At 66.9% G+C, this 17,949-nt stretch carries 20 protein-coding genes; 2 read left to right on the forward strand and 18 right to left on the reverse strand.

Annotated features, from left to right (window positions below; translation table 11 throughout):
• The first annotated feature begins 59 nt into the window (after positions 1-59).
• The gene (locus ACZY0Q_RS15830; protein ID WP_463918267.1) at positions 60-323 is read left to right on the forward strand and encodes a hypothetical protein; all 264 of its coding nucleotides are present in this window, start codon (positions 60-62) and stop codon (positions 321-323) included.
• Positions 324-416: 93 nt separating this feature from the next.
• Here the strand turns inward: ACZY0Q_RS15830 and ACZY0Q_RS15835 are convergent, their stop codons facing one another.
• The 18 genes from ACZY0Q_RS15835 to dacB all read right to left on the reverse strand — a co-directional run bounded on the left by ACZY0Q_RS15835 (position 417) and on the right by dacB (position 17,229).
• On the reverse strand, positions 417-1,127 hold the full coding sequence (locus ACZY0Q_RS15835; RefSeq protein WP_463918269.1) for a GAF and ANTAR domain-containing protein: 711 nt from the start codon (positions 1,125-1,127) through the stop codon (positions 417-419).
• Positions 1,128-1,136: 9 nt separating this feature from the next.
• Complete coding sequence (locus tag ACZY0Q_RS15840) at positions 1,137-1,832, reverse strand: GAF and ANTAR domain-containing protein (RefSeq protein WP_463918270.1); 696 nt, start codon at positions 1,830-1,832, stop codon at positions 1,137-1,139.
• 126 nt (positions 1,833-1,958) lie between these two features.
• Positions 1,959-2,216: a hypothetical protein gene (locus ACZY0Q_RS15845; protein WP_463918272.1), complete on the reverse strand. Its 258-nt coding sequence runs from the start codon at positions 2,214-2,216 to the stop codon at positions 1,959-1,961.
• 333 nt (positions 2,217-2,549) lie between these two features.
• Entirely contained in the window at positions 2,550-3,476 is a 927-nt protein-coding gene (locus ACZY0Q_RS15850) for a 4-phosphopantoate--beta-alanine ligase (RefSeq protein WP_463918274.1), read from the reverse strand.
• A 1-nt stretch (position 3,477) separates the two neighbouring features.
• Positions 3,478-4,368, reverse strand: a complete 891-nt coding sequence (locus ACZY0Q_RS15855) for a Rossmann-like and DUF2520 domain-containing protein (RefSeq protein ID WP_463918275.1) — start codon at positions 4,366-4,368, stop codon at positions 3,478-3,480.
• Positions 4,361-5,908: a PH domain-containing protein gene (locus tag ACZY0Q_RS15860; RefSeq protein ID WP_463918277.1), complete on the reverse strand. Its 1,548-nt coding sequence runs from the start codon at positions 5,906-5,908 to the stop codon at positions 4,361-4,363. Before ACZY0Q_RS15860 ends, ACZY0Q_RS15855 begins: the two co-directional genes overlap by 8 nt.
• On the reverse strand, positions 5,905-6,417 hold the full coding sequence (locus ACZY0Q_RS15865) for a PH domain-containing protein (RefSeq protein WP_463918279.1): 513 nt from the start codon (positions 6,415-6,417) through the stop codon (positions 5,905-5,907). The genes ACZY0Q_RS15860 and ACZY0Q_RS15865 overlap by 4 nt, the downstream gene beginning before the upstream one ends.
• Positions 6,398-6,931: a DUF3180 domain-containing protein gene (locus ACZY0Q_RS15870; RefSeq protein ID WP_463918281.1), complete on the reverse strand. Its 534-nt coding sequence runs from the start codon at positions 6,929-6,931 to the stop codon at positions 6,398-6,400. Before ACZY0Q_RS15870 ends, ACZY0Q_RS15865 begins: the two co-directional genes overlap by 20 nt.
• A gap of 3 nt (positions 6,932-6,934) precedes the next feature.
• Positions 6,935-7,474: a 2-amino-4-hydroxy-6-hydroxymethyldihydropteridine diphosphokinase gene (gene folK / locus ACZY0Q_RS15875; RefSeq protein WP_463918283.1), complete on the reverse strand. Its 540-nt coding sequence runs from the start codon at positions 7,472-7,474 to the stop codon at positions 6,935-6,937.
• Positions 7,471-7,872, reverse strand: coding sequence for a dihydroneopterin aldolase (gene folB / locus ACZY0Q_RS15880; protein ID WP_463918285.1), 402 nt, complete (start codon positions 7,870-7,872; stop codon positions 7,471-7,473). The genes folK and folB overlap by 4 nt, the downstream gene beginning before the upstream one ends.
• A gap of 11 nt (positions 7,873-7,883) precedes the next feature.
• The gene (gene folP / locus ACZY0Q_RS15885; RefSeq protein WP_463918287.1) at positions 7,884-8,804 is read right to left on the reverse strand and encodes a dihydropteroate synthase; all 921 of its coding nucleotides are present in this window, start codon (positions 8,802-8,804) and stop codon (positions 7,884-7,886) included.
• A gap of 10 nt (positions 8,805-8,814) precedes the next feature.
• Positions 8,815-9,459: a GTP cyclohydrolase I FolE gene (folE, locus tag ACZY0Q_RS15890; protein WP_463918288.1), complete on the reverse strand. Its 645-nt coding sequence runs from the start codon at positions 9,457-9,459 to the stop codon at positions 8,815-8,817.
• Positions 9,460-9,469: 10 nt separating this feature from the next.
• Positions 9,470-11,536, reverse strand: coding sequence for an ATP-dependent zinc metalloprotease FtsH (ftsH, locus tag ACZY0Q_RS15895; protein WP_463918290.1), 2,067 nt, complete (start codon positions 11,534-11,536; stop codon positions 9,470-9,472).
• A 177-nt stretch (positions 11,537-11,713) separates the two neighbouring features.
• Positions 11,714-12,220, reverse strand: coding sequence for a glycoside hydrolase family 32 C-terminal domain-containing protein (locus tag ACZY0Q_RS15900; protein ID WP_463918292.1), 507 nt, complete (start codon positions 12,218-12,220; stop codon positions 11,714-11,716).
• A gap of 213 nt (positions 12,221-12,433) precedes the next feature.
• The gene (gene hpt / locus ACZY0Q_RS15905; protein ID WP_463918294.1) at positions 12,434-12,985 is read right to left on the reverse strand and encodes a hypoxanthine phosphoribosyltransferase; all 552 of its coding nucleotides are present in this window, start codon (positions 12,983-12,985) and stop codon (positions 12,434-12,436) included.
• A gap of 30 nt (positions 12,986-13,015) precedes the next feature.
• Entirely contained in the window at positions 13,016-14,086 is a 1,071-nt protein-coding gene (gene tilS, locus ACZY0Q_RS15910) for a tRNA lysidine(34) synthetase TilS (RefSeq protein ID WP_463918296.1), read from the reverse strand.
• A gap of 114 nt (positions 14,087-14,200) precedes the next feature.
• Positions 14,201-15,334 (reverse strand): zinc-dependent metalloprotease, encoded by a 1,134-nt coding sequence (locus ACZY0Q_RS15915; protein WP_463918297.1) that lies wholly within the window; start codon positions 15,332-15,334, stop codon positions 14,201-14,203.
• 398 nt (positions 15,335-15,732) lie between these two features.
• Complete coding sequence (gene dacB / locus ACZY0Q_RS15920; RefSeq protein WP_463918299.1) at positions 15,733-17,229, reverse strand: D-alanyl-D-alanine carboxypeptidase/D-alanyl-D-alanine endopeptidase; 1,497 nt, start codon at positions 17,227-17,229, stop codon at positions 15,733-15,735.
• 154 nt (positions 17,230-17,383) lie between these two features.
• Here dacB and ACZY0Q_RS15925 point away from each other — a divergent pair, with 154 nt between their 5' ends.
• The gene (locus tag ACZY0Q_RS15925; protein WP_056347687.1) at positions 17,384-17,872 is read left to right on the forward strand and encodes an inorganic diphosphatase; all 489 of its coding nucleotides are present in this window, start codon (positions 17,384-17,386) and stop codon (positions 17,870-17,872) included.
• Positions 17,873-17,949 lie beyond the last annotated feature (77 nt).

Raw genomic sequence — 17,949 nt, forward strand, 5'->3', positions numbered from 1 at the left:
AGTTGCTTTGGCTCCGACGGGATCCTAAGGCCCCGTCGGCTAGGTGCAAGGAGGCCCCGATGTCAGCAGAGCGAACGTACGATTTTATCCCGTGCGATGACACTGACCCGTGGATAGAAAGTACCGCCGCGTCCGCCGAGGTCCGCCACTTCGCCCGGGAATCCCTAAGGTGGCAAGCACAGGAAATCATCGACGAAGTGCTCCGCGGAACGGCTCCGGGCGAGGAGCTGGCAAGGGCCAGGTTGCGCCGCTGCATCGCCGAGAACCCGGGCAAGCCCGAACGTGCGCTCCTGCAGCAGCTTATGCTCAACCGTGGCCCGTAGGGCGAATCGACGCCGTAGGGCAACCCGTTCCTGCGCCCGCCTGACAGCGGCGGGCCTTATAAACGTGAGGCTCTCCTACGACGTGAGGCAGCCTTACAACGTGAGGCTGCGGTCCACAATGAGCCCGGCCGTCACCTGAAGGCTCTGGCTGTTGGCGCGTGCATGGTTCCGCAGCAGGTTGAACGCGGCGTCCATGTCAACCCCGGAGGTGTGCGCAATGACGCCCTTGGCCTGCTCGATCAGCACCCGGGTGTTCAATGCGAGCTGCAGCTGCTCGTTGACCAGTCCCGCTTCCCTGATGGTGCGTTCCTGCATCAGGCTGATAGTGGCGACGTCGGCAAGGGCCTGGCCGATGGCGGCATCCTCGGTGGACAGGAAACCCTCCCTGGCACCGAACAGACCCATGGCCCCGATGATCCGGCCGTGAACACGCATGGGCACCGCGTATACGGAGCGGAAGCCCTGCGAGAGCGCGGCCTTGCGGAAGTCCAGCCATTTGGTGAGCCCGTCAATGTCGTCAACTGCAACTGCTGCCCCGGTCAGGTAGCACTCAACGCAGGGGCCGGCTCCGGCCTCAAGCTGCAGGACCTCCACGAGCTGGCTCTGCTCACTCGTGGATGCCACTACCTGGAGTTGCCCGCTGGGATCGGCGAGCAGCAAACCCGCGGCCGCGACGTCAAGGAGGCCAACGGACTCCTCCACCAGGGTATGCAGGAGGTCCACAACGTCGTAGTCGGCCACCAGCGTGTCCGTGAGCTTCACAAACGCCACACTGACGCGCTCCGCGCGGGTACTAGTTACCATGGCCCCATTTTACTGCAGCGCAGGTCCGCCCGGCCCACTATTGGTGGTGTCGAAACTGAGCGTGCGCGCCAGCACGGCGGTGGCTGTCTCCTTCAAGGTGAGGTCATGGGCAAAAGCGTGGGCGCGCAACAGCAGTAAGGACTCGGCCGCTGTGGCGCCCGACTGCGCCAAGACCATCCCGGTGGCCTGGTGGATCTCCCGTCGCGACATGAGCGCCGGCTCCAGAGCCGGATCTGTATCGGGAGACCTCACGGTGAGGATCTTGCGCAGGAGGTACCAGGAGGTCTGCCCTGCAAGCACCGCCGCCAACGACTCGTCTGAACGGCTCAGGCTCCCAGGTACGGCGCGGTAAAGCTCAACGACGCCCACGTCGATCGCGCCCAATGCAAGCGGAAAGACAAACAGGGCAGCGGCGTCTGTCCCCGCAATGGCTTTGTGGAACATGGGCCATTCGTTGCCGGCGGTGGACTGCGCGTCGGGAATCAGGACGGGGAGCCTGGTCTTCAGGGCCCGCCACCGCGGACCTTCCCCGAGGTTGAACTGCAGTTCGTCCAGGCGCGCGGCAAGCTCATCGCTGGCGGAAACCAAGGTCTCCGCGGCGGATCCGCCGAAGAGGGACACTGCGGCACCCGTTATGGGCAGCTTCGCCAGGTACGGGGCACACACGTCTTCTTCACCCGCAGCCATGCCGGGAGCAATGTCCATGGTGAGCCTCTGATCCCTGAATCATCCCGCGGTGAAGGATCCGGCTGCAGTCTGAACCGGAACGGCGGAGTTGTCACCTCAAGGATACATATTGCCGCGAACCCGCCGAACGTCCATGGCCGGGCCTCAGGCCGGCCTTTTTTGGCCGTAGGCATTAACCACTTCTGACGTGGCCATCAGGTGGGCCTGCAACGCCCGTTCCGGTGAGCCCGGGTGGGCGGCCAAACACCTGCGAAGGCGCCATTTGACGTCAGCCAGCTCCGGTGACGGGTCCGCCAGGATCGAGTAGATGATGTCGTAGGACTGCCATCCGATCGGCGTGATTCCGTCAGCTGCGATGTGGTTGGCCATCGCCCCCTCCACGTTAGGGATCGTGTCGCTCACGGGTCTCTCCGAAAGGTACGGCCTCGCTGACCGCAACGGTGTAGGTGTCGTGTGCGTGGCGGGTCACCAGAATCCCGCACAGGCCGGTGTTGGCTGCATACGGCCGGGCTAAGTCCACGGCCGAATTTAGATAGTAGTCCAAGACGGACGCGTCATTTACTTTGACGAGATATGACAGCCCGTCATCAATTGCTCGGATCATTGGATTGGTCCTCCTGGAGTACGCCGAATAGGGCGATGCCAGGGTCTGGGGCAACAAATTAAGCATAGCCCATGCACAGAAAGGCTGACAGCGATTCGAGGCATTGTGCGCCCGGAGCCGGACGCTACATATCAGCTGCTCAGCGGCACGTTGTCGATAAGCCGGACCGGCCCCACTTTGGCCGCGATAATGGCCAGGCCCTCGCCGCGGAAGGGGACTTTCCGGCAGTTTTCGGCCAGCGGCTCAAGGGTGCGGGGATCCACCACGTCGAAATAATCCAGTCCCACCAATGGCTGGGATTCCACCATGGTCTGGGCCGATTCCAGATCAAGCGGCTGGTGGGCGTCCGCCCGCTCCGCCAGGAGCCGCAGCGCCCGCGACAACACCAGGGCTGCTTCCCGTTCCTCGTCGGACAGGAACCGGTTGCGGCTGGAGAGGGCCAGCCCGTCCTCGGAGCGGACAGTGGGAACGGCAACAATTTCCACCGGGAAATTCAGGTCCGCCACCATCCGGCGCACCAGCGCCAGCTGCTGGGCGTCTTTTTGCCCGAAATAGGCCCGGTAGGCCGGCAGTCCCCGGCCTCCGGAGGCAAAAGCACCGGCCGGCGGAAGCCCTGAGCCAGGGATCCCGTAGTGCAGCAGCTTGGCAACCACCGTGAGGGCACCGTCGAAGTGGCCCGGCCGTGAGGCACCTTCCCACTTCTCCCCCAGGGCGCCGGCGGTCACGCGCACCAGCGGCTCGCCGCCCGGATAGACCTCTTCCACCGGCGGCGCAAACACGAGGTCCACGCCCTGTTCTTCCAGCAGGGCAAGATCGGCGTCGAGTGTCCGCGGGTACCGGTCCAGATCCACCGCATCGCCGAACTGCAACGGGTTCACGAAGATGGACGCCACCACTACGTCGTTCTGTTCGACCGCGGTCCGCGCCAGCCGGGCGTGCCCTTCGTGCAGCGCGCCCATGGTGGGCACCAGGCCCTGGGACCTCCCCGTCTTCTGCGCGAGCAGCCGGGCACTCGCTTCACGGAGCTCTGCGGCAGTTGTCACCAGTTGCGTGGCCATGTCAGTTTTCCTCTTCCAGGGCCGCGCGGAGGGCCCCCACTTGATCCGCTTTGAGCAGCCCCCGGCTGCTTGCCCGCTGTGCCGTAGCGCGGGCCATGGCAAGGTAAGCCTCCAGTACGTCGCCGCGCGCCCCGGCGTCGTACTCCCGCAACGCCTCAGCGTGGGCCGCCACCGTCCCCACATCACCGCGGGCCACCGGCCCGGTCAGCGCCGATTCACCGGAGGCGAGCGCGTTCTCCAGCGTGGCCCGCAGCAAGGGGCCCAGCATCCGCTCCGGCGCGTCGACGCCCACGTCGCGGAGCAGCTGGGAAGCCTGCGCCACCAGGGTGACCATATGGTTCGAGCCATGGGCAAGGGCCGCGTGGTACAGCGTCCGGTCCCCCTCGGCGATGGCGACGGGTTCGGCGCCCATCTCCACCACCAGTGCCTGGGCAATCGGCAGCATCGCGGCGTCAGCCGTGACGCCGAAGGTGCAGTCCAGCAGGCGCGTCAAATCCAGGCTCATGCCCGTGAACGTCATGGCGGGGTGGAGTGCCAGGGGAATGGCTCCGGCGGCGCGCACCGGCCGGAGCACCCCCACGCCGAACCTGCCTGAAGTGTGCGCCACGATCTGACCGGGCTGCCACGCCCCGAGTTTGGCGAGGCCGTCCACCAGCCCGGCGAGGGCATCGTCTGGCACGGCCAGGAGCACCAGTTCGGACCGTTCCACAATCTCCTGGATCTCCAGGATGGGCACGCCCGGCAGCAGCGTTTCCGCACGCTCACGGCTGGCCTCTGACACCGCGGAAACCCCGACGACGGCGTGCTCGGCCGAGCGCAATGCAGCACCAAGGACGGCGCCCACTTTCCCGGCACCGATGATTCCGACGCCAAGGCGCCCGGGCTTAGCCACGTTGCGGGCCTTCCTGTTGGGGACTTGTTTCGGCGGGCTCAACCACCGGCGCGGGCACAACCACCGGGGCGGGCTCAGCCTCCGGAGCCACTTGCGCCAGCCATTGTTCGCTGGTCTGCCGCTTGCGGGCGAGACGGGCGCGGGCCGACTGGGCGTCAAAAAGAGCCCGGGCCTCGTCAAGTCCTGCCTGGGTGAGCCGCGGCGAGACCGGCCCCGCCGTGGTGTGCAGGACAAGGTCCGCCACCCGGAACCGCCGTGCGAGCGGACCCTGCTGCAGTGCCATTGACTGGGTGCGCTGGTGCGGGACCACCACCAGTTCCCGCCACCACCGGCCCGAGCGGATCAGCAGTGCGGTGTCTGTGGTGGCGAAGCCGTTGCGGCGCCAGCCAAGCGGCGCGAGGAACCTGCCGCGGTGCGGCGTGGTGACAAATCCGCCGTCGGAATCCAGTCCCGAGAGCCCGGCAGCGAAGATGCGTCCGGGTTCCGGCGTTCCGGGATCCGGCAGCACGAGCGCGAGCATGGACATCACGTCGGGCAGCTTGCCCACTGGCAGCAGCGTGGTCCGGGATGACGCCTCGCCGTTGCTCCCCACTGCGCCGTACCCGGCCACGTTGACCTGGATCCGGTACCAGCCGAAGATCCGCCACAGCGGGGACTGCGCCACTTTCAGCGCCTGGATCCTGCCCGGGGGCAGCGTCTGCGCCTGCGTGTCCAGCAGCCCGTAGCGGAGCCGGATCCCGTCCGGCGAAATGGCTGCCGTGAAGTTATAGCCCTTGTTAAAGAAGCTCCAGTAGCTGGCGGCGAGGCCCAGCACCGCCGGGATCAGGTAGAAGAAGAAACCGCGGTTCTCCGTCACGGCCGACAGGATTACGGCGGCGATGCCGCCCACCACCACAAAGAAGCTCTGTTCGCTGAGCAGCAGCGACCCGATAAGGCGCGACGGCGGCACGGACAGGACCGGATATTCGGGGGCCTCGGGCGCGGCCTCCTGCGGCCGGGCCGGGTCCGGGACCACGCCTGCGGCGCGTGCCAGAATAGTGGCCCGGAGCTGGCGGGCGTCGTCCATCCGCAGGTAGGCCAGCTTGACGGCCGATTCGCCGGCGTCGGCCACCTCAAACTTGAGTTCGGCCAGGCCGAAGATCCTGGCCAGCAGTGGCTGCACGATGTCGATGGCCTGGACCCGGTCCAGCCGGGCCTGCCGCTGCTGGCGGAAAAGGAAACCGGAGTTGACCCGGACGTACCCTTGGGAGACCTGATACTTGGTGAAGTACCAGGTCAGGATGAAGCCCAGCACGGTCACCACCAGGACGATGCCGCCGCCCGCCACCAGCCAGGGTGCCCGGCCGGCGAAGTCCTGCTCGAAGAGCGGGCGGCCCTGCAGCAACCGCTCAAAAAAGTCCCGCCCGAAGAAGAAGCCAATGGCCGCCAGGGCCACCCAGCCACGCACAAAGGGGGACGCCGGGTGCACCCGCAGCCACTCGCCGTCGGGCGCTACCGGAACCGCACCCGGCGCGCCGGCCTCCGGAACGTTTGCCGTCACAGCCCTGCCAGCCTCGCTTCACCGCGGGCGGCGAGCTGCTCGCGCAGGCGTGCACCCTCCGCAGCGGGCAGGCCGGGGATGCTGGCGTTGGTTCCGGGTGAGGCGGTGTGGAGTTTGAGCGTGCACAGTCCCAGCCCGCGTTCCACCGGGCCAACGCCGATGTCCACGTACTGCATGCGGCCGTAGGGAACCGTCATGGTCCGCTGGAAGAAAATGCCGCCACGGACCAGGAGGTCATCGTCGCGCTCGGCATAGCCGATGGCGCGCACCTGGCGCGGGATCAGCAGCAGCCGCCAGACAGCCAGGACCAGAGTCACCGCCGGGACGGTGATGGCCAGCCACAGCGGCGGCCACCGCCACCAGCCGAGCAGGACAAAAACGAGGGGCAGGGTCAGGACAATAAGCGTGACCAGGTTCCCGATGGCCCATTGCACCAGCCGCACCGTGACGTACTTCGTGGATACCCGCTGCCAGGTGATGCCTGGTGGATCAATCGCCTCTGTACGCATATTCGCCTTCCCCTGCGGCTTCGCCACGTATCCCGCGGCCGGGTTTCCCGTCACCGGGCGCAGCATCGGTGTCCTCGGGCGGAATCCGGCAGAACCGCTCCACCAGCAAGCCGACGACGATCATCACCAGGCCGCCACCGGCGATCGCGATTGCCACCCAGGTGATGCCCTGATCGCTGCGCAGGTTCCAGATCCGCAACTGGTCCACGAAGATCCCAACATGCCAGCCCAGCAGGACGGTACCCGCGTAGGCGCACGCCTGGGCGAGGACCAAGGTCCTGGCGGCAAGGATCGGGTCCAGCGCCTTTTTGCGTTTGGTGCTGTTGCGCCACCGGAGCACGCGGATGCCTAGAACGAGTGTGATGGCAACAATCACCCCCATGGTGGCCAGAGCGGTGGCCGGAAGAACCGGCGTGGCCATGCTGTAGCGCGTGGTCACCACAGTGGCCGACCAGCCGGCCACGGTCAGGACCAGGCCGATCAGCAGCAGGCGGACGGCGTTGATGGGCTTCACTGGTTACTCGACCGCCCCGGCCGTGGGGACGCCGTCGTAATCGCCGAAACCGTCGAACGGTGCGAGATCGCCAAAGTCGGGGGCGCGGGCAGCGAGCTCGCTGATGCGTTCGCCGCCGAGGGTGGCCGACGGCTCGATGAGCGACCACGGATACAGCACAAAGGCGCGTCCGGCGGCGCGCGGGTGCGGCAGGGTCAGCACCGGGTCGTCACTGGTGAGGTCGCCGTAGGTGATGATGTCGACATCGAGCGTCCGCGGCCCCCAGCGCACTTCACGAACCCGGAGGTGCTTGTTTTCCACGGCCTGGCAGTGCTTCAGCAGCTCCGTCGGGGACAGCGTGGTTTCCACGGTGATGATCATGTTCAGGAAGTCAGGCTGGCCGGCCGGGCCGCCCACGGCTTTGGTCTGCACCACCGGGGAAACGGCCTGCAGGCGGACCTCCGGCGGGTCCACCAGGTCAGCAACGGCCTCGGACAGGGTGTCGTTCCGTTCGCCCAGGTTGCTGCCGAGGGCCAGGACGGCTTTGGTGTACCCGCCGCTCATGGCCGGTGCCCGTCCTGCCGTGATTCCTGCCAGGCATTGTGTGTCCTGTTCCGGTGCACACTGACGGCCACGTCGCCGAAGGGCACCTCGATGGGTGCCTTGGGCTTGTGGACGGTGATGTCCACGGCTTGGATGGTGAATTCAGCGAGCAGGCCGTCGGCGATCCGGACGGCCAGTGCCTCGATCAGGTTCAGCGGCTCCCCGGTGATCCAGCCTTTGATCCGCTCAGCCACCTCGCCGTAGTGGGCGGTGTCCCGGACGTCGTCGGATACTGCGGCCTTGGCAAAGTCCAGATACAGCACGGCGTCCACCACAAAAGGCTGGCCCTCGCGGCGCTCGAAATCGAAGACTCCGTGATGGCCGACGGCGGTGACACCGCTCAGCGTGATCCTGTCCATGGGTGCCCGGCCTAGGTGGTGGTAGGGGCGGCGGCCATCCGCGCGGCCACCTTGACGGCGTCAAGGCTGGGACCGACGTCGTGCACACGGACGGCCCAGGCCCCCCGGGATGCGCTGATCGCGGTGATGGCGGCCGTGGCGGCGTCGCGTTCCTCCGGGACGGCGGACTTGCCCGCGACCGTAAGGAGCGTGCCCAGGAAACGCTTGCGGGAGGCGGCCACCAGGACCTTGTGCCCCAGGCTGTCCAGCTGGTCCAGGTGCTGCAGGAGCTCCCAGTTCTGGGCGTCGTTCTTGGCGAAGCCCAGGCCCGGGTCCACAATGATCTGCTCTTTGCCCACCCCGGCCGCGTAGAGCTTGTCGCGGACGCCGGCCAGTTCAGCCACCACTTCGCCGGCCACGTCCTGGTACTGGGCCAGGGAGTCCATGGTGCGGGCGTCGCCGCGGCGGTGCGTGAGAATATACGGCACCTTGGACGCCGCTACGAGCTCGGCCATCTCCGGCTCGATGGTCAGCCCGGATACGTCGTTGATGATGGCGGCGCCGGCCTTCAGGGCAGCAGCGGCCGTGGATGCGTGTGTGGTGTCGATGCTGACCAGGGCGCCCGCCTTGACCAGGGCTTCGATGACGGGGATCACCCGGCGCTGCTCTTCCTCCAGAGTTACTTCCTCCGCGCCGGGGCGCGTCGATTCACCGCCGACGTCGATGATGTCCGCTCCGGCGTAGAACATCCGCAGGCCCGCCGCGATGGCGGTGTCCGCGGTCGGGTGCTTTCCGCCGTCGCTGAAGGAGTCCGGAGTGACGTTCAGGATGCCCATGACCAGGGTGCGGCCGGTGGGCAGGCCGGCGAAGTTCGCGGCCGGGCGCGGCTTGCGCAGGATGGGCAGCGGAGATGTTGCGGGCCCCGTTCCCGGGGCTGCAGCGAGTGAGTCCATGGTCTGTTACTTACCTTCCGAGGATGAGGCTCATGGCTTCGGCACGGGTGGCCGGGTCATGAAGCTGCCCGCGGACCGCGCTGGTGACGGTCTTTGCTCCGGGCTTGCGGACGCCGCGCATAGACATGCACATGTGTTCGCATTCGACAACAACGATCGCGCCACGCGGCTTGAGGTGGCTGACCATTGCTTCGACGATCTGGGTGGTGAGCCGCTCCTGCACCTGGGGGCGCCGGGCGTAGATGTCCACGAGGCGTGCCAGCTTGCTGAGTCCGGTCACTTTGCCGTCGTGGGAGGGAATGTAACCCACGTGGGCCACTCCGTGAAACGGCACGAGGTGGTGCTCGCACGTTGAGTAGAACGGGATGTCCTTGACCAGGACCAGTTCTTCGTGGTCCAGGTCGAACGTGGTGGAGAGAACGTCCGCAGGATCCAGGTGGAGCCCTGAGAACACCTCGGCGTAGGCTTTGGCCACCCGCCTGGGGGTGTCCACAAGGCCGCCGCGGTCCGGGTCCTCGCCGATGGCCAGGAGGATTTCACGGACGGCCGCCTCGATCCGGGGCCGGTCCACCTTCTCGTGCTTTTTGTGGTGGGATCCGTCCTCCGCCGGGTGTCCGGCGGAGGCGGGTGCGTCGTCGTCGTCGAAGTGAGTCACAGGAGAAAGCTTAGCCGCGTGTGGCGTCAGGCCCCGAGTCGGGGATGCCGCCCTGGAACGCGGCGTCATCCGGGACACCCTGCGGGTGCGGCGGCAGCGCGTCCAGAGGTTCCTCGAGGCGGGCCTCCTTGGCTTCCTCCTGGGCTTCGCGTTCAGACTTCTCCAGGCGGGATTCCACGGGGCCGGCCTGCTGGACCGGACGGGTCTCCTTGGACAGCCACACCTCGCGGAAGTCACGCTTGCGGATGTCCGTGAAGATGAGCGCGATCTCGGCCTGGTTGAGGGTCTCCCGTTCCAGGAGTTCCAGGGCCAGCTGGTCCAGGACGTCCCGGTTTTCGGTGAGGATGGCGTAGGCCTCGTCATGCGCCTGGTCGATCAGGCGGCGCACTTCCTCATCCACCACGTAGGCGATCTGGTCCGAGTAGTTGCGCTCGTGCCCGGCGTCGCGGCCCAGGAAGGGTTCGCCGCCGCCCTGGCCCAGGCGTACCGCGCCGACGCGCTCGCTCATGCCGAATTCGGTGACCATCTTGCGGGCCGTGGAGGTGGCCTTTTCGATGTCGTTGGAGGCGCCCGTGGAGGGATCGTGGAAGACGATCTCTTCCGCCACGCGGCCGCCCATGGCGTACGCCATCTGGTCCAGGAGTTCGTTGCGGGTGATGGAGTACTTGTCGTTCTCCGGGACCACCATGGTGTAGCCCAGGGCCCGGCCGCGGGGCAGGATGGTGATCTTGGTGACCGGGGCCGAGTTCCGCAGGGCAGCAGCCACCAGGGCGTGTCCGCCTTCGTGGTAGGCGGTGATCTTGCGTTCGTGTTCCTTCATCACGCGGCTGCGCTTCTGCGGACCGGCCATAACGCGGTCGATGGCCTCGTCCAGGGCGCGGTCATCGATGAGGTTGGCGTTGGAGCGTGCGGTCAGCAGGGCGGCCTCGTTCAGGACGTTGGCGAGGTCTGCGCCGGTGTAGCCCGGGGTCTTCTTCGCGACGGCCTTGAGGTCAACGCCCGGGGCCATCGGCTTGCCCTTGGCGTGCACCTGGAGGATCTGGTCACGGCCGATCAAGTCCGGGGCGTCCACCGAGATCTGGCGGTCAAACCGGCCGGGACGCAGCAGGGCCGGGTCCAGGACGTCGGGGCGGTTGGTGGCGGCAATCAGGATGACGTTGGTTTTGACGTCGAAGCCGTCCATTTCAACCAGGAGCTGGTTGAGGGTCTGCTCGCGTTCGTCGTTGCCGCCGCCAATGCCGGCGCCACGGTGCCGGCCGACGGCGTCGATCTCATCCACGAAGATGATGGCCGGCGAATTGGCCTTGGCCTGCTCAAAGAGGTCGCGGACACGGGACGCGCCCACGCCGACAAACATTTCCACAAAGTCGGAGCCGGAGATGGAGAAGAAGGGCACTCCGGCTTCGCCGGCAACGGCGCGGGCCAGGAGGGTCTTGCCGGTTCCCGGGGCGCCGTAGAGCAGCACGCCCTTGGGGATCTTGGCGCCCACGGCCTGGAACTTGGCCGGTTCCTGCAGGAACTCCTTGATTTCCTGGAGCTCCTCGACAGCCTCGTCGGCACCGGCAACGTCCACAAAAGTCACCTGCGGCATGTCCTTGTTGACCATCTTGGCCTTGGACTTGCCGAACTGCATGATCTTCGAGCCGCCGCCCTGCATCCGGGTCATCAGGAACCAGAACAGCGCACCAAGCAGGATGACAGGGATAAGCAGCGAAAGCAGGCCGGAGAACCAGTTGCTTTCGATCGGCTGGTCCGTGTAGCCGTTGGCGGGCTCGGAAGAGGTGACGGCCTTGACGACGTCTAAGGCGCGGGCGTCGACGTAGAAGAACTGGACGCTCTTGCCCTTGTCCTGCCCGTTGACGTCCAGGTTGTCCTTGAGGGTCAGGTCAACGCGGTTTTCGCCGTCGTAGATCTTTGCCTGCTCAACCTTGCCGCTGTCGGCAAGGAGCTCAAGGCCCTTGTCCGTGTCGATCCGTGCCGCACCACCGGGGGCCAGTGTTGCAAAGGCCACGAGAAGCATGGCGATCACTACAACGATCCAGATGCCCGGGCCCTTGAAGAAACTCTTAGCTTTCATCTGTTCGGGGGCTGGCCCCGTCCCTCCTGGTAGTGCTGCACGGCGAGTGGTTCTGCGCGCGTGTGGTGCTGCATCAGCTACTAGCTATACACCGTTCGGAGTAATTCACGCACGATGCTGCGCAAAAGTTCCCTCTGGGCGTAGCGGGATGTGGACGGCAATGTGGAAGTCCGCAGGTCAGCCGGCTGCGGCGACAGCCAGTTTCCGGAGGATGGCCGTGCCGCCCTCGGCGAACACGGACGAACCCGTGTTCCCGACGCCACGAAAGATGAGGTCCGTCAAGACCACTTTCCCGCCCTGGGCGAAGACCTCAACTGAGCAATGATCGACGACGATGCGCAGCGTGAGCACGCCGCCCTCCAGCAGGACGGGGGCGGACTCCACGGACGCGAAGGCCGGGTGGAATGCCGTTTCCCCCGCATCGGTGCGGTCCAGGGTCAGCACCCCGGCGGCGGGATCGTAGGCGAGGACCGCGGCACCGCCGTCGGAATCCTCCCAGAACCGGAAACCGCAGCGGCCCGCGGCACCCGGAAGGATCTCGGCGTCGATAACCTGCGCTTCGCCTGGCAGGATTTCCGGCAGCGGCAGCACACCGTGAAGCTCGCGGCCATCCGGGCGCTGGATACATAAGTTTTGCCAAAACGACTTGGCAGTAATGCAGGCCTCTCTTGAGTCAAGTGTCAAGGGTCACATTATGTGTCGTTTTGCCTGTTGACGGCGGGGAGCGGGCGGGCCTAATTTGGCAGCTTTGGCACGATTAGCCCATGGCCCGCGGGCATCCCACCCCGCACTCGTTCCGGGCAACGCCGTAGGTTTCCGAAGCTGTCCGGTTCGGCAGCTTAAATACCGGCGGCGGCCTCCGAAGAGGCCGCCGCCGGTATTGCCGTGCCTGAATCTTTACTCGTAAACGTGCGGGGCCAAGGTGCCCACGAAGTCCAGGTTGCGGTACTTCTCGGCGTAGTCCAGGCCGTAGCCCACTACGAACTCGTTGGGGATGTCGTAGCCGACGTACTTGACGTCGATCTCCACCTTGGCGGCCGTGGGCTTGCGGAAGGCGGTGCAGATCTCCACGGATGCGGTGCCGCGGGATTCCAGGTTGGTCTTGAGCCAGGACAGGGTCAGGCCGGAGTCGATGATGTCTTCGACGATCAGGACATCCTTACCCATCAGGTCCGTGTCCAGGTCCTTGAGGATCCGGACAACACCCGAGGACTGGGTCCCGGAGCCGTAGGAGGACACTGCCATCCAATCCATCGATACGTGGCTGTGGAGTGCGCGGGCGAGGTCGGCCATGACCATCACAGCACCCTTGAGCACACCGACCAGAAGGATTTCGCGACCTTCGTAGTCCTTGTCGATCTGCGCAGCGAGCTCGCCGATCCGCTGTTGGATTTGTTCCTTGGTGTAGAGAACGTGCTTGAGGTCTGCCTGGACGTCGTTTGAATCCACCAATGGCTCCTGTGTAGATGCGGGGTGCGACTATTCTTGGGGCGGTTTTTGAGGCCGGAATACTAGCTTCCCACAGCGGGCCGCTCCGCGGGGAACGTGGGTGCCTCCGCCGGGCCCTTCCGGTGCCTTGGGCCGCGTTTCCGCCGCGTCCTGCTGGGCCAGCTCGGCGAGGGAGAGGCGGTACACGCTGACCCCGCCAGGCAGCTCCACGGGACCGGCGGAACCCTGCCGCCGCAGCAGCGCTTCCGCCGCCAGAAGGCGCTGGTAGCTGGGCTGCTGCCCCCCGACGTCGGCCGCTGCCTTGGCGATGACCCGGAACCTGATGGCCGGGGAAAGTTCCCCCAGGGCATCCTCCGGGAGGCTGATCTCCAGTCCGGACCGTTCGGCCAGGCCGGCAAATGTGCGATCTGCCACGTCTTCAAGATAGTCCGCGTCCAACTGCAGGATGGACGCCGTCCTGGCCAGTGATTCAGCCACGCCCGGCCCGAGTTTTTCCTCCAGCAGCGGCAGCACTTCCACCCGGGTCCGGGAGCGGGCAAACGACGGGTCCGAATTGGTGGGATCGTGCCAAGGTTCGAGGTCCTCGACGTCGCAGATCTCCAACGTGTCCGCGCGGCGCAGGCCCAGGAACGGCCGCAGCAGCATGCCGCGGGCCGGCCGCATTCCGGCCAGCGAGCGCGTGCCGGAGCCGCGGGCAAGCCCCAGCAGGACCTGTTCGGCCTGGTCGTCCAGGGTGTGGCCGAGCAGGACAGCGGCGGCCCCGTGCTCCTGGGCCGCCGCCTCCAGCGCCGCATGGCGGGCATCCCGGGCGGCTGCCTCAGGGCCCATCCCGGTGCTGGCGACGGTAACAGTCCGCAGGTCCACCGGGGAGAGGCCAAGTTCCTTCAGTGCCCGGACGGCGGCGGCAGCCACCTGGGCCGAGCCCTCCTGCAGCTGGTGGTCAACCACCACGGCGCCTACGGTCAGGGGGTGCCCGTCAACGTGGCCACGGCGGGCGAAATAGGCTGCCACCGCCGCGAGGGCCATCGAATCCGGCCCACCGCTGCAGGCCACCAGCACGTGCGCCGGATAGCCGGCGTCAGCCAGGGCGTTCTGGACCATTTTGCGCGCCTTGCCGACGACGGGCGCGAGCCTGCCGGGCCGTCGTCGTCCGCGTAGAGAAGTGCGGGCATCCGCAACCTCTGCGGCGTGCGGCACCTTGGGGCCGTCCGGCACCTACAGGCCCATCCGGTCAACCCACAGCTTGGCGTCGTGGATTTCGGGCTCGGTGGGGAGGTTGTCCGCGGACTCCCACACCCGGTTGAAGCCTTCCATGCCGGCAACAGCCACTACCTCGCGGACAAACTTGGCGCCGTCGGAATACTGGCGCATCTTGGCGTCCAGGCCCAGGAGGTTGCGGATGAATTTCTCCAGCACGCCGCGGTCCTTGCCGCGGTCAGTGAAGCGCTGCCGGATGGTCCTGACCGAGGGGACGATGCTGGCGTCGACGGCGTCCATCACCACGTTGGCGTGGCCCTCGAGCAGGCTCATCACGGCCGTCAGGTGGGACAGGGACGCCTTCTCCTCGGGGTTCTGCAACAGGTCAAGGATGGCGCCGCGGCCGGGAGTATTGCCCGTGGCGGTCCGGTCCTTGAGGGAACGCGCGGCGGCGGATGCCCGTTCCATCAGCGAATCTACGTTTCCCAGCAGGTGCCCGCTGAGGTTGTCGATCTCGGAAAGCATGTGGTGGCGGAGCCAGGGTGCGGCGGCGAACTGCACGCGGTGCGTCTGTTCGTGCAGGCAGACCCAGAGCCGGAAATCCTCCGGCGTAACGTTGAGCTCGCGCTCCACCGAGACGATGTTCGGGGCCACCAGCAACAGCCGGCCACCGGCCGGAGCCTTGGAACCTTCGGCGAGCGCGGCGAACGGATCGTACTGGCCCAGGACCTTGCTGGACAGGAACGCCAGGACGGCGCCAAGCTGGCTGCCGGTGATGGCGCCGCTGACGCTGGCCGCCGCCGGGCTGACGTTGCCGCGGCGGCTTTCGAGCATTTTTTCCATCGCGGGTTTGAGCATCACGGCGAAACTCTGGGTGTTGGCCTTGGCCCAGCTGGCCCTGTCCACCACCAGGACGGAGGAGTCGCGGAGGTCCCGCGCGGCTTCGAGGCCGGTGATTTCGTGGACATGCGGGACGGAGGCGTCCGCGAGGCGGCGCAAGCTGTCCACGGCTTCGCCGATTTCCGCCGAGTTGAGCGTGGGCCCCGCGGAGGCCAGGCGGGCCGCCGTGGATGCGGCCAGGTCCCAGTTGATCAGGGCCTGGGCCGGGCTGGATGATGCCGGGGCTGACGAATCACGCGCAGTGGACTCCATAGTCCCCATCACATCACAGCGGACGCCGGATGGTCCTTAATTTCGCTGACCGGCGAACGGCTGTGGCCCTCCCCCGCACGGACGGTGCCGCCAGGCACAGCCGGCGAACAGGATGCCGAAAGCGCCTTGCTAACAGGCGCGGGCACACTAGTGACAGCGGAACCCATTAGCCGTCCCAAGACACGAAATCCAACACACCGAGGCCAACAGCGGTCCCACCCCGCACGAACGGTGCTGGCCCGCACCGCTAATGCGGGGCAGGACCGCTATTGCCCGCTCAGCCCGCACCGCCTGCCCGTCAACCAACCGCCCGCACCGAGGAGAACCCCATGATCCTGTACCGTCCCATCGCTCCTCTGTCCCCCGGACCCCGCAGCTAGCGGCTACGTGGCGACTTCCTAACGGCAGCCGCAGGCGGCGAGCGACGTGGCGGCCCGGTCCAGGGCTTCCCGGTTCCCGGCCGCGCCCGGCGTCAGGCCGTTGCCGATGAAGGAGAACACCAGGAGCCGCCCGTCTGCGTCCACCACGTACCCGCTGAGTGCGATCACCGAGTTCAAGGTCCCGGTCTTGGCCCGCACCAGGCCGGCACCGCGGGCCGTGGTGCCATCCCCGTACCGGCTGTCCAGCGTTCCGGTCAGCCCCGCGACCGGAAATCCATCCAGCGCAGCCAGCAACCTGGTGTCGGTACCGGAGGTGATGGCACGCACCACTTCCGCGAACTGGCGGGCAGAGACCTGGTTCGCCAACGCCAGCCCTGACACATCCGCCAGCCGCATCGCGTCCGTGGGGATCCCCAGGGCCACGAGTTGGGTGCGGACTGCTGAGGTGGCGCCGTCGTTGCCGGCGGGCTCCCCGGCCACCGACGCAGCCATCCGGCCCAGGACCTCCGCCAGGTAGTTGTCCGAGGTCTGCAGCATCAGATCCACCTGCTGGCCCACCGTGGCGGATTGGACTTCGGCCAGGACCGCAGGCTCTGCTGCGGGGGGCGCATCGCCCGAGGGCGCGGTGTAACGTTCGACGCCGGCCGCTACCGTGAGTCCCGCAGCGGCGCCTGCCGCCTGGAGCTGCGCGGCAAACGCCTCCGCGGCGGTGATTGCCGAGTCCTGGGGGCGCGGGCCGGTGGTCACGGCCGGGTCAAAGCGGGCCGAGTTCAGCGCCAGCGGGTACAGCGGGGCAACCTCGCCCGCCGCAACGTCCCCGTCAGCCCAGGCGGGGTTCAGTGCGGCGCCGCTGAATAGGGAGTCGTCCACCAGGACCTTCAGCTCGCCGTTTGTTCCTGTGGCCTGGAGTGCCTGCACGGTGGCAGTGGCCAGGGTGGCGAGCCCGGCGTGGCCCATCACCTGGTTGGGCGCGGATTCCCCGGCGCCCAGGAGAACATCGCCGCCGCCGGTCAGCACCACGTTATTGCTGGCGGGCCCGGCTACAACCTTTGTGCTGAAACGGTGCTCCGGCCCGATCGCCCGGAGGGCGGCCACCGCGGTGAGCAGCTTCATATTGGAGGCCGGAACCCGGCTCTCCGAACCGCCGCGGTCAAACAGGACCTGGCCAGTGAGCGCATCCTGGACCAGCCCTGTGAAGCTGCCGTCGCCGTCGGGCTTTAACACGGCGTCCAACTGCGCGGCCACCGCGGAGGGCAGCGGGACTGGCGCGGACTCCGTTAGCGGAGCCAGGCCCTGCCGGGCGGAAAGCGTGGCCGGGAGCTGCTGCCAGGCGGGCACCACTGGGGCGGCTGCCGGCGGCGGGACGACGAAGGCTGGGGCAACCAGCCATACGGCGGGGAGTGCCAGGATGACGATCACGGCCAAGAGCAGCGCGGTGGGCCAGGCCTGCAGCCCGCGCTCAACCGTGCGCCGGAACGCCGCCCTTAACCCTGCGGGGTCCGATGTTTCCTTCATGTTGGTGCTGGTCCTCAAGTCCTGAAATTTCCCCGCAAGTTCCTGAAACCTGGGCCTCTCGCTATATCCTCAATAGTAGTCGGCGGCACGGACACTCCTTTTTGTTGTTCGTCTCCTGTGCCGCGAACCCCCTGCAATTGCCGAGGAGCATTCCATGAAGCACGACGTGACCATCGAGATCCCCAAGGGATCACGAGTCAAGTACGAAGTTGACCACGAGACCGGCCGCGTCCGCCTGGACCGCGTCCTCTTCACCTCCATGCAGTACCCCACGCACTACGGGTTCTTCGAGAACACGCTGGGCGAAGACGGCGATCCGCTGGATGCACTGGTGCTCCTGCAGGACTTCGATCTGCACCCTGGCGTCATCGTCGAGTCCCGCCCCATCGGCGTTTTCAACATGACCGACGACGGCGGCGGAGACGCCAAGGTCCTCTGCGTCCCGGTTGACGCCCGCTTTGACCACATCCAGGAAATCAGCGATGTCAGCGAATTCCTGATCAAGGAAATCGAGCACTTCTTCACCCGTTACAAGGACCTGGAGCCGGGCAAGTGGGTCAAGGCTGAGGGCTGGGGCGACCGCGCCGCCGCCGAGGCCGAGCTGGAAGCCTCCATCAAGCGTTACGTGCCGGCCGCGCACTAATCCCAACGCCGGCGCGCTCCTAGCGCGAACGAACACTTGAGGCCCTGGAATCCGCGGATTCCGGGGCCTCAAGTGTT

This window comes from Pseudarthrobacter lactosi (assembly GCF_055412785.1).

Bases quoted from the DNA above. Each gene is read 5' to 3' on its own strand.
- folK (WP_463918283.1), bottom strand. From the start codon at position 7,474: ATGAGCGGCGGGTACACCAAAGCCGTCCTGGCCCTCGGCAGCAACCTG.
- ACZY0Q_RS15830 (WP_463918267.1), top strand. From the start codon at position 60: ATGTCAGCAGAGCGAACGTACGATTTTATCCCGTGCGATGACACTGAC.
- ACZY0Q_RS15865 (WP_463918279.1), bottom strand. From the start codon at position 6,417: ATGCGTACAGAGGCGATTGATCCACCAGGCATCACCTGGCAGCGGGTA.
- ftsH (WP_463918290.1), bottom strand. From the start codon at position 11,536: ATGAAAGCTAAGAGTTTCTTCAAGGGCCCGGGCATCTGGATCGTTGTA.
- ACZY0Q_RS15840 (WP_463918270.1), bottom strand. From the start codon at position 1,832: ATGGACATTGCTCCCGGCATGGCTGCGGGTGAAGAAGACGTGTGTGCC.
- ACZY0Q_RS15835 (WP_463918269.1), bottom strand. From the start codon at position 1,127: ATGGTAACTAGTACCCGCGCGGAGCGCGTCAGTGTGGCGTTTGTGAAG.
- folP (WP_463918287.1), bottom strand. From the start codon at position 8,804: ATGGACTCACTCGCTGCAGCCCCGGGAACGGGGCCCGCAACATCTCCG.
- ACZY0Q_RS15850 (WP_463918274.1), bottom strand. From the start codon at position 3,476: ATGGCCACGCAACTGGTGACAACTGCCGCAGAGCTCCGTGAAGCGAGT.
- ACZY0Q_RS15925 (WP_056347687.1), top strand. From the start codon at position 17,384: ATGAAGCACGACGTGACCATCGAGATCCCCAAGGGATCACGAGTCAAG.
- tilS (WP_463918296.1), bottom strand. From the start codon at position 14,086: ATGGTCCAGAACGCCCTGGCTGACGCCGGCTATCCGGCGCACGTGCTG.
- ACZY0Q_RS15915 (WP_463918297.1), bottom strand. From the start codon at position 15,334: ATGGAGTCCACTGCGCGTGATTCGTCAGCCCCGGCATCATCCAGCCCG.
- dacB (WP_463918299.1), bottom strand. From the start codon at position 17,229: ATGAAGGAAACATCGGACCCCGCAGGGTTAAGGGCGGCGTTCCGGCGC.
- folB (WP_463918285.1), bottom strand. From the start codon at position 7,872: ATGGACAGGATCACGCTGAGCGGTGTCACCGCCGTCGGCCATCACGGA.